The organism is Oryzophilus luti (assembly GCF_059726245.1).
In genome coordinates this window covers 2,457,224-2,472,318 of sequence record NZ_AP040874.1, presented here as the reverse complement: position 1 = coordinate 2,472,318, position 15,095 = coordinate 2,457,224, and the positions used below count along the sequence as shown (strand labels likewise).

15 protein-coding genes are annotated in these 15,095 nt (G+C 64.2%); 14 read left to right on the top strand and 1 reads right to left on the bottom strand.

The annotated features are described in order from the left end of the window. Positions 1–58: 58 nt before the first annotated feature. The 13 genes from AC6IZO_RS10600 (at position 59) to AC6IZO_RS10540 (ending at position 11,998) form a co-directional block, all read left to right on the top strand. Positions 59–1,573 (top strand): terminase large subunit, encoded by a 1,515-nt coding sequence (locus tag AC6IZO_RS10600; protein ID WP_497804767.1) that lies wholly within the window; start codon positions 59–61, stop codon positions 1,571–1,573. A 479-nt stretch (positions 1,574–2,052) separates the two neighbouring features. Beyond that, a complete protein-coding gene (locus tag AC6IZO_RS10595) occupies positions 2,053–3,024 on the top strand; it encodes a hypothetical protein (protein WP_497804766.1) in 972 nt (323 codons plus the stop codon). Positions 3,025–3,184: 160 nt separating this feature from the next. Next, entirely contained in the window at positions 3,185–3,805 is a 621-nt protein-coding gene (locus AC6IZO_RS10590) for a hypothetical protein (RefSeq protein ID WP_497804765.1), read from the top strand. Positions 3,806–3,807: 2 nt separating this feature from the next. Beyond that, on the top strand, positions 3,808–4,197 hold the full coding sequence (locus AC6IZO_RS10585; RefSeq protein WP_497804764.1) for a hypothetical protein: 390 nt from the start codon (positions 3,808–3,810) through the stop codon (positions 4,195–4,197). A gap of 170 nt (positions 4,198–4,367) precedes the next feature. Continuing rightward, on the top strand, positions 4,368–4,853 hold the full coding sequence (locus tag AC6IZO_RS10580; protein ID WP_497804763.1) for a hypothetical protein: 486 nt from the start codon (positions 4,368–4,370) through the stop codon (positions 4,851–4,853). Next, positions 4,850–5,815 (top strand): hypothetical protein, encoded by a 966-nt coding sequence (locus AC6IZO_RS10575; RefSeq protein ID WP_497804762.1) that lies wholly within the window; start codon positions 4,850–4,852, stop codon positions 5,813–5,815. Before AC6IZO_RS10580 ends, AC6IZO_RS10575 begins: the two co-directional genes overlap by 4 nt. Before the next feature lie 86 nt (positions 5,816–5,901). Further along, positions 5,902–8,238 (top strand): hypothetical protein, encoded by a 2,337-nt coding sequence (locus tag AC6IZO_RS10570; protein ID WP_497804761.1) that lies wholly within the window; start codon positions 5,902–5,904, stop codon positions 8,236–8,238. Next, on the top strand, positions 8,235–8,462 hold the full coding sequence (locus AC6IZO_RS10565; RefSeq protein ID WP_497804760.1) for a hypothetical protein: 228 nt from the start codon (positions 8,235–8,237) through the stop codon (positions 8,460–8,462). Before AC6IZO_RS10570 ends, AC6IZO_RS10565 begins: the two co-directional genes overlap by 4 nt. Continuing rightward, positions 8,459–8,923: a glycoside hydrolase family 73 protein gene (locus AC6IZO_RS10560; protein WP_497804759.1), complete on the top strand. Its 465-nt coding sequence runs from the start codon at positions 8,459–8,461 to the stop codon at positions 8,921–8,923. Before AC6IZO_RS10565 ends, AC6IZO_RS10560 begins: the two co-directional genes overlap by 4 nt. Beyond that, positions 8,920–9,078 carry a hypothetical protein gene (locus AC6IZO_RS10555; protein WP_497804758.1) on the top strand — a complete coding sequence of 53 codons (159 nt, stop codon included), beginning with the start codon at positions 8,920–8,922 and terminating at the stop codon, positions 9,076–9,078. The genes AC6IZO_RS10560 and AC6IZO_RS10555 overlap by 4 nt, the downstream gene beginning before the upstream one ends. Continuing rightward, positions 9,075–9,386 carry a hypothetical protein gene (locus AC6IZO_RS10550; protein ID WP_497804757.1) on the top strand — a complete coding sequence of 104 codons (312 nt, stop codon included), beginning with the start codon at positions 9,075–9,077 and terminating at the stop codon, positions 9,384–9,386. The genes AC6IZO_RS10555 and AC6IZO_RS10550 overlap by 4 nt, the downstream gene beginning before the upstream one ends. 3 nt (positions 9,387–9,389) lie before the next feature. Beyond that, positions 9,390–9,734 carry a hypothetical protein gene (locus tag AC6IZO_RS10545; protein WP_497804756.1) on the top strand — a complete coding sequence of 115 codons (345 nt, stop codon included), beginning with the start codon at positions 9,390–9,392 and terminating at the stop codon, positions 9,732–9,734. A 620-nt stretch (positions 9,735–10,354) separates the two neighbouring features. Continuing rightward, the gene (locus AC6IZO_RS10540) at positions 10,355–11,998 is read left to right on the top strand and encodes a 2-oxo acid dehydrogenase subunit E2 (protein ID WP_497804755.1); all 1,644 of its coding nucleotides are present in this window, start codon (positions 10,355–10,357) and stop codon (positions 11,996–11,998) included. Between the two features lie 155 nt (positions 11,999–12,153). Here AC6IZO_RS10540 and AC6IZO_RS10535 read toward each other — a convergent pair whose 3' ends face one another. Continuing rightward, positions 12,154–13,764 carry a hypothetical protein gene (locus AC6IZO_RS10535; protein WP_497804754.1) on the bottom strand — a complete coding sequence of 537 codons (1,611 nt, stop codon included), beginning with the start codon at positions 13,762–13,764 and terminating at the stop codon, positions 12,154–12,156. A 198-nt stretch (positions 13,765–13,962) separates the two neighbouring features. Here AC6IZO_RS10535 and hemB point away from each other — a divergent pair, with 198 nt between their 5' ends. Next, positions 13,963–14,946, top strand: a complete 984-nt coding sequence (gene hemB / locus AC6IZO_RS10530) for a porphobilinogen synthase (protein WP_497809946.1) — start codon at positions 13,963–13,965, stop codon at positions 14,944–14,946. Positions 14,947–15,095 lie beyond the last annotated feature (149 nt).

Here is a 15,095-nt window from a genome sequence, read left to right as displayed (position 1 = left end):
CTTCTGCAAAAGACGGGCAGAAGTGGGGCACGGGGCGGTACGGGACGATGGGGGCAGGATGAGGCGGGAGCTGGAGAGAATTTTTGAGGGAGACCTGGAGACGCTGGTGCAACTGGGCGAGAGGCTGGGGCAGAGTCCGGCGCGTTTGAAGGGCGCGACGGTCCGGGAGTTCCTGGCGGAGAGCCTGTTGCGGGTGCGGAATAAGCGAGGGCGCACGGTGAAGCTGCGGGTGAATGAGGCGCAGAGGGAGTTTGAGCGGCGGGCCGGGGCCAGAAACATTGTGCTGAAGGCACGCCAAGTGGGAATGACGACATGGGTGGCGGCGCGATTCTTCCTGCATACGATCACGCATCCGGGGACGCTGGCGGTGCAGGTGGCGCATGACCGGAGTTCGGCGGAGGAGATCTTCCGCATGGTTCATCGCTTTCTGGAGAACCTGCCGGAGGCGATGCGGCGTGGCGCGTTGAAGACCTCGCGCGCCAACGTCCGACAGATTGTGTTTCCGAAGCTGGACAGCCAGTACCGGGTGGAGACCGCGGGGGACCGGAACGCGGGGCGCGGGATGACGATCCAGCGGCTGCACTGCTCGGAGGTGGCGCGGTGGGGCGCGAAGGGCGAGGACGCGCTGGCGGCGCTGCGGGCGGCGGTGACGCCGGATGGCGAGATCGTGCTGGAGTCGACGCCGAACGGCGCGAGCGGACTGTTTTACAACGAGTGGCAGCAGGCGGAGACGAACGGGTACGTGCGGCACTTCTTTCCGTGGTGGGTTGAGAAGAGCTATCGGGAGAAGGTGCTGGGGGAGATGGAATACTCGGCGGAGGAGCGGGAGCTGGCGGCGCGGGAGGGGCTGGACGCGGAGCAGATCGCCTTCCGGCGAAGGATGCGGACGAACTTTGGCGCGAGGGCGATGGAAGAGTACGCGGAGTCGGCGGAGGAATGCTTTGTGGCGAGCACGCAGGCGGTGTTCGACACGGAACGGGTAATGACGCGGATGCGCGAGGCTCCGGCGGCGACGGAGCGGCGCGAGAACGGGCGGATTGAGGTCTGGCTGCCGGTGCAGAAGGGGCGCGAGTACGTGGTGGGCGTGGACGCCGCAGGGGGCGGCGCGGCGGGCGACAACGCGTGCGCGCAGGTGCTGGACCTGGAGACGGGCTGGCAGTGCGCAGAGCTGTATGGACACTACTCCCCGGTGGAACTGGCGCGGGCGGTGGCGGAACTGGGCAGGGAGTTCAACGAGGCGCTGGTGGCGGTGGAGGCGAACAACCACGGGCATGCGGTGCTGGCGGCGCTGACCGAGGTGGAGCGCTACGGGCGGCTGTGGAGCGAGCGCGGACAGTTGGGGTGGCAGACGACGCTGGCGACGCGTCCGCGGATGATTGCGCTGGTGGGGATGACGATTGGGCGGGAGCCGGAGGCGCTGAGCAGCCGTCGGCTGCTGGAGGAGTGCCGGACGTTTGTGCGCGATGAGCGCGGACGGGAAGCGGCGGCCGTGGGTGCGCACGACGACGCGGTGATGGCCCTGGGCGTGGCGCTGGCGGTACGGGAAGAAGTGAGGAAGAAGGGGAGGCGGTGAGAGATCGCCGATGGAAAGTTTCGGGAACCCACTTCTGCCGGAGCCGGGCAGAAGTGGGGCACGGGCGCGGTACGGGGGAGGGAGTCAAGGAGTGAGGGTGGAGGAGAAACAAAAGGTTACTCGACTGCGCCCGTGCACGCGGGGCGTGCACGGACTTCGCTCGGAATGACAGGGGGAGAGGATATTGCGTCCCAGGTTAGCCACGCCAACAGAAGGCGCGCCGAACCTGGGGCACCCTTCGACAGGCTCAGGGCTGGCTCTGGGGCACCCGCTAGCCTGGGGCACCCGGCAGAAGTGGGGCACGGACAACGGCACCCGGCGGACGAGCAGGACGGGACGATAGGGACAAGGAATCTGTGTCAGCGGGTCTGGAACGAGGCGGCGCGGAAGGCGCGGCTTCGAGACGGGCCTTTTTGTTTGCGGGCGAGCCGCAAGGAAGACGAGTTCCGGACAACGGAGAAAAGGAAAGGGAGAGCAGGATGAGCACACAGTTTGTGGACATACATGCCGCGGCCGACTACATGGGACCGGGCGCGTTGGAAGTGAGCCTTTACCAGCAGGAGATCACGGACATTGTGCGGCGCCGCGGAGTGTTCGGGCAGCGCATCAAGCAGGTGCCGGCCACGGGCCACCCGTCGCGGTTCTTTGAGGAGACGGCGATTGCTTCACCGACGGCGGCCAACGCCTTTGTCGATCCGCGCAACATTGTGGCGACGGTGGCATCGCCGACGCGGGTGGAGCGCTCGGTGCCTCTGAAGGCGCTGGTGTCGCAGATCAACTACAACCTGTTCGACGTGGAGGTGGGCCAGCAGCAGAGCCAGTTCGCCTATCTGCAGGCAAAGGACCTGACCGACGCGGTGGACGGCCTGATGCGCACGCACGACGTGGCGCTGTGGAACGGCACGGACACTTCGCTGAGTTCGCCGACGACGCTGCAGTACTACGGCGCGGCGGGGCAGATCACGGCGGGCGGCAACGTCTTCAGCGTGGCGGCAGCGGCAAGCATTGTCGACGGACTGAAATCGGCGGTGGCGCAGCTGGTGGCGAACTCGAACTACGCGGCGCGACCGACGGCCATCTACGCGAACCCGATCCTGCTGGACCTGATTGATCGCGAGATGAAGACCGAGTTCAACGTGATTCTGGACCGCACGCAGATCACCAGCGGCCTGACGGTGAAGATGCTGTCGACGCAGGCGGGTGACCTGCCATTGATTCCGGAGTGGTGCATCGTCGATACGGGCACGGTCGGTTCGGGCACGGCGAACCTGCCGGCCTACATCGTGACCGAGGAGATGATCGAGTACCACTGGCTGACGGACTCGAATCCGCGCGTGTTCCGCCTGGGTACGCCTGGCTCGCTGGCGCACCAGATGGTGATTGCAAAGTTCGGCGCGGTAGTGGTGAAGGGTGCCGGCTACGCACATGCCGTGGTGAACGTGACTCGATAGGAACGTTTCAAGTTTCCACTGTCGAGTTTCGAAAACCCACTTCTGCCAAAGACGGGCAGAAGTGGGGCACGGAGCAAGAGACGAAGGAAGGACGTTGGTGGAGGAAGCATCCGCCAGCGTCCGTTCTGTTTGTGCGAGCAGTGCGCTGAGGGAGGACGAGATGGTGTACCTGGATGCGTCGGAGTACGAGCAGTACGGAGTGCAGGAGAGTGCTCCGCAGGCGTTGGTGGCGGCGGCGAGCGCGCTGATTGACGCGCACTGCCGGAGAAGTTCGATGGGGGTGGCGCAGTACACGGAGCGGTTCCGGCTGCGCAAGGCGAACACGGTGCGGTTGAGTTACCTGCCGCTAGCGGCGGCGGAGGGGGCGAGCGGGGCGATTACGCAGATGCGCGTGCGCTACGGCGCGGTGAGCCGCGACTGGTTCGACCAGGCACCGCTGGAGCGCGAACTGATGGCGTTCTCGACGCCGGGCACGTGGCTGGAACAGGACCCCAGTTCACTGGACGTGGATGCCGCGACCGGCGAGGTGATGTTCAGCCAGGGACCGCTGGGCGTGCCGATCAGCGAGGTGGAGTTCACGTACACGGCGGGATACGAGGAGACGCCGGAGGCGGTGAAACAGGCGTGCGCGATGGTGGTGCGCAATGCGCAGGCGGTGCCAGCGCTGAACGTGCGGTCCAGCACGGTGGACCGCGTGCACATGGAGTACTTCTCGGATTCACTGCTGGACGTGAATGTGAAAAAGCTGCTGGCGCCGTTTGTGGCGCAGAAGGTTGGCTAGCGATGGCGCTGCTGAATGCGAAGGCGGCTTCGATGGTGGCCGAGGCAATGCTGTGCGCGACGGGCGGCGACGCGGTGACGGTAACGGGCGCGATGCTGGCAACCGACGATGGCACGGCAGGATTGGGGCTGACGGCGGCGGTGCAGCAGCTGTGGGAGTTGCAGCCGGTGATGGTGCGGTGGCTGACTCCGCACAACCCGAAGCAGCGGGAGATTGTGGCCAGCGCCGCGACAGTGAGGCGCGTGTTTGGAGCCGAGGATCTGGCGACGCTGCGGACACTGCTGATGAAAGCCGAAGTGAAGGTTCACGACGAGGCGCTGCGGGTAGTGAGCGTGACGCCGGAGATCTATGCGGGCGAGGAGTACTTGTACCGGATTGTGGTGGAGGAGTGAGGGGAAAGGTTTCGGAAGGTTGCGAAAAGTTTCGATTTTCCAGTTTCAAGGTTCGAGAACCCACTTCTGCCAATGGGGGGCAGAAGTGGGGCACGGGTGCGTAGCCGAGCGTGGGGATGAGGCTGGCGCCCAGCGTATCGGAAACAAAAGACGATTGCGTGGGGGCGGAGATGCAGGCGACGAAAGACACGTTTTACATGGCGCTGCGGACGAGGCTGGCGCAGGTGAACGCGGCGAGGACGGCGGTGATCGGCGGCGTGAACCGTCCGGCGGTGATGTCGGCGGAGAACGAGCGGCCGGGCGAGACGAGCGAACTGTTGGAGACATTTGTGCTTGAGTGGGGCGTGCCAAAGGCGGTGGAAGCAGGCGGTCGGCTGCAGGCGATGCAATGCACAGTGAGCTATGAGAGCGCGGGCACGGAGGCGCAGGCGGGGATGGACCGCGGGCGGCGGCTGGGCGCGATGGACATGGAACTGGCGGCAATCAGTTATCCGCAGCGGGCAGACAAGTACGACTACACGCAGACACCGGCAGCGTCGCTGGGCACCAACGTGTTCTGGAGCGAGCCGGTGTTCAAGGATGCGGAGTTCGGCACGCGAACGATCAAGCGCAAGGCGGTGATGACGGTCTACTACCTACCGGAGGCGGCAGCATGACGGCGAACGAGCGGGCGGAGATGGTGCCGGTGAGCGGTGCGGCGCGGATGTTCTTTGCGCCGGTGGCGCGCGCGACGGATACGCCGACGGTGTTCGATCCGTCGCAGGGGTTCGACGTGGATGTGCCCACCGTACCGTGGGTGGACCTGGGCTGGGTGGAGAAGGTGAAGCGCTCGGCCACGACGAAGATGGGCGTGGTGCGGACGGGGAAGTCGGCGGCGGCGCGGGTGCAGTACCGGCTGGAGTCCGAGGCGCGGTTGAGCGTGGATTTCCGTGAGTGGGGCAAGCTGCAGATGGCGCTGGCGGCGAGCACGCAGCACCTGAATGTTCTGGCGAGCGATGGGGCAACGACGGCGGGCGCGGGGGGACACGCGGTGGCGGCCATCACGATTGGCGCGGCGAGCACGGCGCAGGCAATCGCGCTGGATGCAGCGTCGGCGGCGCAGTTTGCGGCGGGCGACCTGGTGGTGGTGGATGTGGATTACGTCTCGCAGAGCGGATACCTGGGCACGGGAGTGAGTGGAGCGGTGGTGAGCAGCGCAGCGAGCGTGAGTTACGACGCGGACTACGTGCGGAGAGTGAGCTTCAACGTGGGCCGCGTGGCGAGCGTGGCAAGCAACACGCTGCAACTGGAGCAACCACTGGTGGGCGGAGTTCCGGTTGCAGGGGCGAAGGTGCAGAAGGTGGTGGCGTTCGTGGACCGCGAGGGCGCGAGCTTCTTTCAGGAGTGGTCGGCGCTGGTGGTGTACCCGCAGAAGACGGGCGGGATGGTGTGCTTCTACTATCCACGGCTGCAAAGCGCGAAGCCTGCGGAAGAGACGGTGAACGAAGTCGAGCACGATGTTCGCTCGGTGGCCTTGCACGCGGAATTTGTGGCACTGCCGGTGACGGACACGCTCGACGGCGAGCAGGTGGTCTGCTACCGGAGCTACTTCCCGGCGAAGACGGCGGAAGTGTACTGAGGGGAGTTTCAAGTTTTGAGTTTCAAGTTTCGAGAAACCACTTCAGCCAAGGCGGGCAGAAGCGGGGCGCGGGCGTGGGGGCGGGGATGATCAAGTTTACGGTGGACAACCTGGACATGCTGGGGGCGCGGGATTACACCGCGTGGCTTGACGCGGAGCAGCCGCCGAGAGTGGTGAGGAAGCTGAACCAGCCGTGGACGCTGGAGGTACACCTGGTGAGCGACGAGCGCGTGGCGATGACGATCCGCGCGGGGGCACGGGTGCAACTGACGAGCGACACGGGCGAGATCTGGTTCACGGGCTACACCACGGGAATTCCGCAACGGACATACGCGGGCGACGGCGAGCACGGACAGGTCTTCCGCGTGGTGCTGAAGGCGGAGAGCGACGAGCTGCTGCTGGACCGCAAGGTGCTTCCAGCGCGTGCTCCGATGGTGGCGCGCACGGCGGCCGACGCGATTGCAACGCTGGTGGGCGACACAGGCACAGGGGTGGATGCCTCGGGTGTGACGGCGGCCGGCGCGGTGAGTTACTACACGGAGAACGCGGGGGAACGGTGGTCGGAGGCGGCGGATGCGATTGCCAACCAGACGCGGGCGAGCGTGCAGGCGCAATCGCTGGCGGTGACGACCAAGGCAATCGGCGCGGTCGAACATACGTTTGCAGAGAGCGACGAGAATTTTGCGCTGCAGAGCCTGCAACTGCGTCAGACGGGGCCGCAGGCGAACGACCTGACGCTGACGGGCGCGAAGGAACCGCAGATGTATGTGAAGGACTACTTCGTGGCGAATGGGACGAACCAGCGGTTATACCTTTCGAACACGCCGTTTCTGCGGGCGGGCGAGGTGCTGGTGGACGAAGAGTACGCGGGCGCTCTCTCGGCGCAGTACTGGAAGGTGAGCGACCCGGCGGGAGCAATTTCCGTGAGCGGCGGCAAGCTGGTGGTGAATGCCACCAACGCGGCGGATGCGAGCGCGGTGGCGCAGTGGGCCGAGCCGATGGAGTTGGGTGGAAGCTGGGTGCTGGAGCACGGCGCGGTGCAGTTTCCGACGCTGCCGGCAGGGAGCGGAGTGCTGGGCGGGATCTACAACGGGACGGTGGCGCGGGCGAACTGCCTGGCAGGCTTCGCGGTGAACGGGTCGGCGATTCAGGCGCTGGTGAATGGTGTGACGACGGGCACGGCGATGACGCTGACGAGCGGGCACCGGTACGAGCTGAAGACTCGGCTGTTCGCGCGCGAAGTCTACCGGCAGGGTCAGCGGTATTGCTCGTCGGCGGTGAACGGCGTGAGCGCCTATGGCGGCGCACAGAATGCGGCCGACCTGTGGGTGTTGCTGGAGGTGCGGGATATCAACCCGGCGGACAGCTCGACGCTGGTGGCCGAGGGAACGGTGCTCTACGACGGGATGCTGGCACAGGTGCCGGCATTTGTGATCTACGGGCTGGTGAACGGCGGGAACCTGAAGTGCTTGATTGGGTACACGCGAGTGGAGCGCGCGGCGGAGGCGCTGGTGCGGTCGACGCCGCCAATCAGTTCGTATCCGGCGTTTACGCGGAGGCTGGGCGCGAGCAGCGAGGGCGGCGAGTGCGAATTGATTGCGGGCTACAACGAGCTGTACTTCTACGCGGATTCGATTCCGGCAAACGGCGAGTTGATTGAGGTGGCGTATCGCAACTCGGGGCTGGCTTCGGCGCGAGTGACGGACGCGAGCGCAGCGGCGTTGTTGGCGGCGGTGGGCGATGACGGCGTGCGTGCGGAGGTGATGGAGGTGAAGTCCCCGGTGGCGCGCACCACGGAGGACTGCGTAAACGCGGCACTGGCGCTGCTGGACGACCTGACGCAGGCGGGCTGGGAAGGCAGCTACACGGGGTGGCGCAGCTACCTGCCGGGCGGGGCCGAGGATGTGTTTCCGGGCGAGGCGCTGACGATCAACGCACCAAGCTTCAAGGCGCAGTTTACTGCGGTGGTGCGCGAAGTGGAGTTGAGCTTTGTGGCGCTGAGTGAAAGCTGCGCGCAACTGGTGTTGAAGTTTGCGAACGAAGCCACGCTGCCGATTTGTGTAAAGACCGGGAAGCCGACGCGCAAGCAACTGGTTCCGGCGGCAAACGTGCAGCGCGGCGGGAGCGCGACGCCGGTAGCAAGCCTGGCAGCTGCGGAATACACGACGATCACGGCGTCGCAATTGACGGTCAATACGGGGACGGCCCCGGTGGCGGGTGGAGGCTTTGAGGTGCGGACCGAGGGCGACTTCGGCTGGGGCACCACGACGGACCGAAACCTGGTGGGACGCTACACAACGCAGACGTTCACGCTGCCGAAGACACAGGCAACGCAGGACTACTACGTGCGGATGTATGACGGCGCGATACCGCCGAACTACTCGCGCTACTCGACGCTGCTGCACGTGGACGCGAACCTATGACGGCGTTTGAGGAAATGGTGCTGCGCGATCTGGGCGAGATGAAGACGCACATCCGCTGGATTGTGGGCAACGGCAACGAGGGCAAGATGCAGGAGCTGGAAAGACGCGTGCAGAAGCAGGAAGCAGGGCTGCAACGGATGGCCGGACTGGGTGCGGGGCTGATGGCACTGCTGACGCTGGTGAACGTGGCCATCAACCTGTGGGGGGTGCTGAAACACGGATGACGAGAGAAGAGTTTTTGCGGCAGGCGTGGGCGGCGGCGCGCAAGGCAGGTGAGGGGAGCGGGCTTCCCGAGGCGGTGACGGTGGCGCAGGCGGCTCTGGAGAGCAACTGGGGACAGAGTGGACTCGCGCGGGCGGCGAACAACTACTTCGGTCTGAAGGCACACGGCGGGCATGAGTGGATGGAGATGCCAACGACGGAGTGCGACGCAGAGGGCGAGCACAAGACGAGAGCGCGATTCGCGAAGTACGGCTCGATGGAAGAGTGCTTTGCGGACCGCGACCGGCTGATTGCGAACTCGGCGACCTATGCGGAGGCAAAGGCGTGCGCGGGCGAGGTGGAGCAGTTTGTGCACGCGCTGGCGAAGCACTGGGCGACCGATCCGAAGTACGCGGAAAAGCTGTTGAAACTGGTAGCGGCGGTGACGGGTGAGCAGGCGGGGATGAATGCGGAGGGGCGATGAAGAACTGGAAAACGACGGCGGCAGCGCTGGCAATTGCGGGGCTCTATGCGTGGCAGAACGCGAGCGGCGGGTGGAAGCAGCAGGCTGTGGCGGTGATGATCGCGGTGTTTGGCACGCTGGCCAAGGACTTTGACGTGAGCGGAGCGAGGCCGTGAATCCGCTGTCGGCATTGGCGGAGTTTGTGCTGGGCCGCATGAAGCAGGCGATGGTGGGCGCGTGGCTGAAGCTGCTGTTCGAGATGGTGTTTTCAGCGACAGTGAGCTTCCTGTTCGTGTGCGGCACGGCGCTGGTGGCTGGCGCTGGGGCCGGGGTGGCGGTGGGGGCGGGGATGGTGATGTCGGCGATGGCGATGACGCTGCTGTTCCGGCGGTCGACGCTGACGAAGGGACTGATGGTGGCGCTGCCCGCGACGGAAGCGGCGAAGGAGCTGGAGACGCAGTTCCAGACGATAGAGAGGAAATAAGCGATGGGCGTGGTGACGGTGTTCAAGAAGATCGGGCATGGGGTGAAGGTGGCGGTGAAGTACATTGCGCGCGGCTTTGTGGCGCTGTTCGGCGAGGACGCGGCCAAGCAGTTCGCGCAGGCAAGCTACCAGTTGCTGAAGTCGGCGGCAGGGAAGATTGCGATGGAAGTGGTGGACCAGTTGAGCGTGACGAACCTGGACAGCGGCGCGAAGCGAGAGGCGGCAGTGGCGCGGATTCTGCAGGAGTGCGTGGCGCAGTCGATTGAGGTGGCCGAGAGCGAGGTGCGGCTGCTTGTGGAACTGGCGGTTCAGTTTGTGAAGGGCAAGCTGGTGGTGCAGGAGGCGTAGGAAAAAGTTTAGAAAGGTGGCGAAAGGTTTCGGGAGGTTTCAAGAGGCAAGAGGGCGAGGTGCGGTGAGCGATGAATGGGGTGGCGGGCTTAGAGCCTGCCGCCCCGATTTTTGCGTTTGGAGAGATATTGTCGATTCAGCGCAATTCCACCTTGATCATCCAACGATGACGTAAAAGACGGCCTAAGTGGGGGACATTCCTGCAACGTGGGGACGCCCCCTCAGGGCGAGCCACGCCAGCGAAACCTGCGTCCTTAAAAAGCTGACGTCAAGCTCTGTGGCAATCTTGAGGCGCAGTGTTCGAGAACCCACTTCTGCCAAAGGCGGGCAGAAGTGGGGCACGGGTGCTGACAGACAACAGCAACTTCAGGTGGAAGAGCACGGTATCCCAGGTTAGCCGCGCCGACAGAGGGCGCGTCGAACCTGGGGCACCCTGGCCAAACCTGGGGCACCCGGCATACGAGAACCCTTCTTTGAGAAATGGGCGAAAGGTGCGACTTGGAGGGCGGCGATATAATCTAAGGTTCTTGGGGTTTGCATTCCAACTAGAAAGAAGAGCGGCGGACCGGCGGCGAGAGCGAGCCGGTGAAGCGGCTCCCCAGTTCCTCGGAAGGACACCTATGCCAAGCGACGTCGTGATGCCCCAGATGGGCGAATCGATTTTTGAGGGAACCATTACCAAGTGGCTGAAGCAGCCGGGCGAGAAGGTCACGAAAGACGAGCCGCTGTTTGAGATTTCCACCGACAAAGTGGATGCGGAAATTCCGGCACCCGCGAGCGGCGTGCTGGCGGAGATACGCGCCAAAGCCGGTGAGACCGTGCAGGTGAACAGCGTGGTGGCCGTGATTGACGAGAGCGGCGCGGGCGCGGCGACGGGCAATGCACCTGCGGTGGTGCCGGCCGGTGGGGCAACGGCGGGTAACGCTCCGGAGCCGCTGCCGGCCGCTGGCGCACAGGCGGCCGCTGGCGCACAGGCAACTGCGGGCGCTGAGGTGGTGATGCCGCAGATGGGCGAGTCGGTGTTTGAGGGCACGATCACCAAGTGGCTGAAGAAGGTGGGCGACACGGTCACGAAGGACGAGCCGCTGTTTGAGATCTCGACCGACAAGGTGGACGCGGAGATTCCGGCGCCGGCGAGCGGCGTGCTGAGCGAGATTCGCGCCGAGGCCGGGCAGACCGTGCAGGTGAACGGCGTGGTGGCCGTCATTGGCGGCGTAGCGTCGGCGTCGGGTAACGCACCTGCGGTGCTGCCGGCTGCTGGCGCAATGGCTGCCGCAGGCGCAGGGGTGTTGGCCGCGGAGGATGAGCTGGGGGTGAGGTCGTCTCCGCTGGTGAGGAAGATTGCGAAGGAAAACAACGTCGACCTTAAGCTGGTGCCGGGCACGGGCTCGGGCGGACGGGTGACGAAGGACGACATTCTGGCGTTCCTGGAGAAGCATCCGGCGGGCGCGGCGGCTCCTGTTGCGGCGAAGGCTGCGGCGTCGGGTAACGCACCTGCGGTGCTGCCGACTGCGGGCGCAACGGCACCGGCTGCTCCGGCCAGCAAGTTTGCGGGGACGCCGGGAGTGATTGAGCCGATGAGCGTGATGCGCAAGAAGATTGCGGAGCACATGGTGCTGAGCAAGCGGACGAGCGCGCACGTGCATACGGTCTTCGACATCGACATGACGCGCATTGTGAAGCTGCGCGAGAAGATGAAGAAGAAGTTCCAGGAAGCGACCGGGCTGAAGCTGACCTACACGCCGTTCTTTACGCGGGCGGTGGCGCACGGGCTGCGGGCGTGGCCGATCCTGAACTCCTCGGTCGAGGGCGACAACATTCATTACAAGCGCGACATCAATATCGGCATTGCGGTGGCGCTGGATTGGGGCCTGCTGGTGCCGGTGATCAAGCACGCGGACGAGCTGAGCTTTGTGGGCGTGCAGCGGGCGCTGAATGACCTGGGCGAGCGCGCGCGCACCAAGAAGCTGAAGCCCGACGAGGTGCAGGGCGGTACCTTCACCATCACCAACCCCGGCATCTTCGGCGCAAAGTTCGGGCTGCCGATCATCAACCAGCCGCAGGTGGCGATTCTCGACATTGGCAACATTGTGAAGAAGCCAGTGGTGATTACCGACGCGGAAGGCAACGACATGATCGCCATCCGCTCGATTATGACGACGGCGATTGCCTTTGACCATCGCGTGATCGACGGCGCTGTGGCCGATCAGTTCATGATGGTGGTGAAAAAGTACCTGGAAGATTGGAACGAGCCGCTGGTGTAAAAGACCAGGGGTTAGGGGCTAGGGATTAGGGACTAGAAAAGTGCGGGGCGCGATGCGAGGGCATCGCGCCCCGTTTGGTTTTTGCCGCAAGCTTTGTAATGGCGTGCGGGTCCCTCAACCCGGGCTGTGACGCGCCTGACGGCGGGCGCGGACGGCTACAGCGCAGGTGGCGTTGGCAGCACAGGAGAGGGCCCCGCTCCTGCTTCCAATTGCTGGTCAATCTCCTCTTTGAACTGGCGGGCCGTAATCTTCTGGCCCGTGCGCAGTTCCAACTCGCGCGGGTAGTCGCCGAGCCAGTCGTAGCTTGGCCGGACGATGCGCGCTCCGATGACACGCAGCGCCATGGCGATGCCGTTCTGGCGCTTCAGTGTGTCGCGGCGGGCAACAGCCTCCCGGTTTGAACGTTCGAAGTACATCTCGATCCCTTCCGCCTTGACGACAGCGAGCCCAAGGTCCTGCGAAATCCTGCTGCGCGCGAGGAGGTGCTCGCGGAAGATGCGCTCGACGGGCGCATCCGGACGGCTGAAGCCGATCTTATGCGGAGAGCGGAGGATGACGCCGCCGCTGGTGGGCTTGCTGCCACCGTGCCCCAATGACCAGTCCTCGCCCAGATAGCTGGAGATCCAGACAACGAGTTGGCGCGGCGCCTGAGGGGCGAAGAGTTGAAACAGGCTGGCGTAACAATTCTGCTGCGGATGCACGAACATGCGGTTGATGCTCTTATAAGCGAACAAATTTTTAAGCTTGTAGTCGCCAAGGGGAATAAAGCCGAGCGTTCTCAGTTGCTGGTCCAACTCATTCCACCGCGCCAGGTTGAGTTCAGGACATTCAGCGGTGGTGGTGGGAACAAACTCGACCGTCTCCGGCGCGGTCTGCATGATGGCTGGCTTCAGGAAGATGCCCCAGACCAGCAGAAGAACGATCACTGTGGTGATGAGCGGCATAAAACCGCTACGCTCGCCAAAGCGGTTATAACCGGGCTGCAGAATGCGTCCGCCGAGAGAGGAGAGAGCCATCTTGCTGGAAACTGTTCGGGGTTCCGGGTGCGCCTGCCAAAGTGTTGTGAGCTTGCCATTGTCGCGCAGGTTCAGCGTAACGTCTGAAGGCTGCGAGCCTCGCTCGGCGGAGATTTCGAAATCGTGTCCGCCGGAAGAAAAGGTCAGGGTTTTGCCGGGCGCCAGTTTCTGCATGTTGGAGTAGGCATGCCATTCCTCGCGGGTGATGACATCCTGAATCACGTCGTAGGGCTGGGGCGAGGGCCCTGATCCAGCAGGAAAATAGTTGGCCGGGTCGTTGGGAAACGCACGGAACAAATCCTGCGCCAGGGCAGGGGCAAAGGTTGAAGTGAGGGTGCCTGAGGGAGTCACTTGGCGGAGAATTCGCAGATTGTCCCAAGAGTAAAAGGTTCCGTTAAACGGCCAGAGCGGCATATCCGCGGGCGCGGTGAAGGGCGCGATTGGGTGCTGGCTCCACGTACCGTTCTGCAGCGAGTAGATGCGAGCCGGGCCGATGCGAACGTCAGGGCGAACTTCACCGAGGTGAGCCTTCTGCTGCACCAGGCGGAAGATGTGCACCAGCGCACCCTCACTGTAGACCTCCTCGGTGGAGGTCATGGTGATGAAGGCCCGGTCGGCATTCCAATAGACGCGAGCGGAGGCCAGCGTTTCCCGTACCGTTGTGGAGCGATAACTGCCAAGCGCCGTGCAGAACAGGAAACTGGCGAGCATGATTGCAACCCACTTGAAACGTGCGGCGTTGAGCGTCATGGATGAGATGTTCCCCTGAGATGTGGCGGTAAATCGCGATTACTCTAGCGGGATTCAGCGGGTGGCGCGAATGAATTCTGGCTACAAGGGCACACCAAGGTACCTATGGTTGAGCAGAAGACGGTTTGTGAGCATTGTCACTGAGCGCGGGGCGGCGGCGGGTGCTATGCTTTGGGGGTTGCTCGAAGGGGCGAAAACATTATGTTTCCTGTAAATCGTTTACGTCGTATGCGCACATCGGAGACGATGCGCTCGCTGGTTCGCGAGACGCGTCTGTCGCCGGAAGGCTTCATTTATCCGTTGTTCGTGTGTCCGGGCGAAGGCATTCGCAAGCAGATTGGCTCGATGCCGGGCGTTTACAACCTGTCGATTGACGAAGCGGTGAAGGAAGCCGCCGAGGTCAAGGCGCTGGGCATTCCGTCGATCATCCTGTTTGGCTTGCCGGCAACGAAGGACGAAGTTGCCACCGGCGCGTGGGCCGAGGACGGCATTGTGCAGCAGGCGGCGCGCGCCATCAAGAAGGCGGTGCCGGGGCTGCTCATCATGGGCGACGTTTGCCTGTGCGAATACATGAGCCACGGCCACTGCGGCATTGTGAAGAAGAGCGGCGACGACTACGAGATCGTCAACGATCCTTCGGTGGAGATACTGGCGAAGACCGCGGTTTCGCAGGCCAAGGCGGGCGTCGACATTATTGCCCCCAGCGACATGATGGACGGACGCATTGCGGCCATCCGCGCGGCACTGGACAAGAACGGTCTGGAGATGACGCCGATCATGAGCTACGCGGCGAAGTTTGCCAGCGGCTTCTACGGCCCGTTCCGCGAGGCGGCGGATTCAACGCCGGCGTTCGGCGACCGCAGGGCCTACCAGATGGACCCGGCGAACCGCCGCGAGGCGATGCGCGAGATCAAGCTGGACCTGCTGGAAGGCGCGGACATGATCATGGTGAAGCCCGCAATCGCCTATCTGGACGTGATTGCCGAAGCGCGCCGGAAGTTTGACGTGCCGCTGGCCGCCTACCAGGTGAGCGGCGAGTACGCGATGATCAAGGCCGCGGCGCAGAACGGCTGGATCGACCACGACCGCGTGATGCTGGAGTCGCTGCTGAGCATTCAGCGCGCGGGCGCCAGCATGATCCTGACCTACTTTGCCAAGGACGTGGCGAAGCTGCTGGGATAGCTATTCAGTTTCAGGTTTCTGGTTTCGAGTGGAGGCTCCGCAAAGGCGGGGCCTTTGCTTTTGCGCGTGGTTCCTCTACTTGGACTGCGCCGCGCCTGAAGGCGGGCGCGGAACGCCGGCAAGCCGGCGCGCGCAGTCCTCGCCGAGGA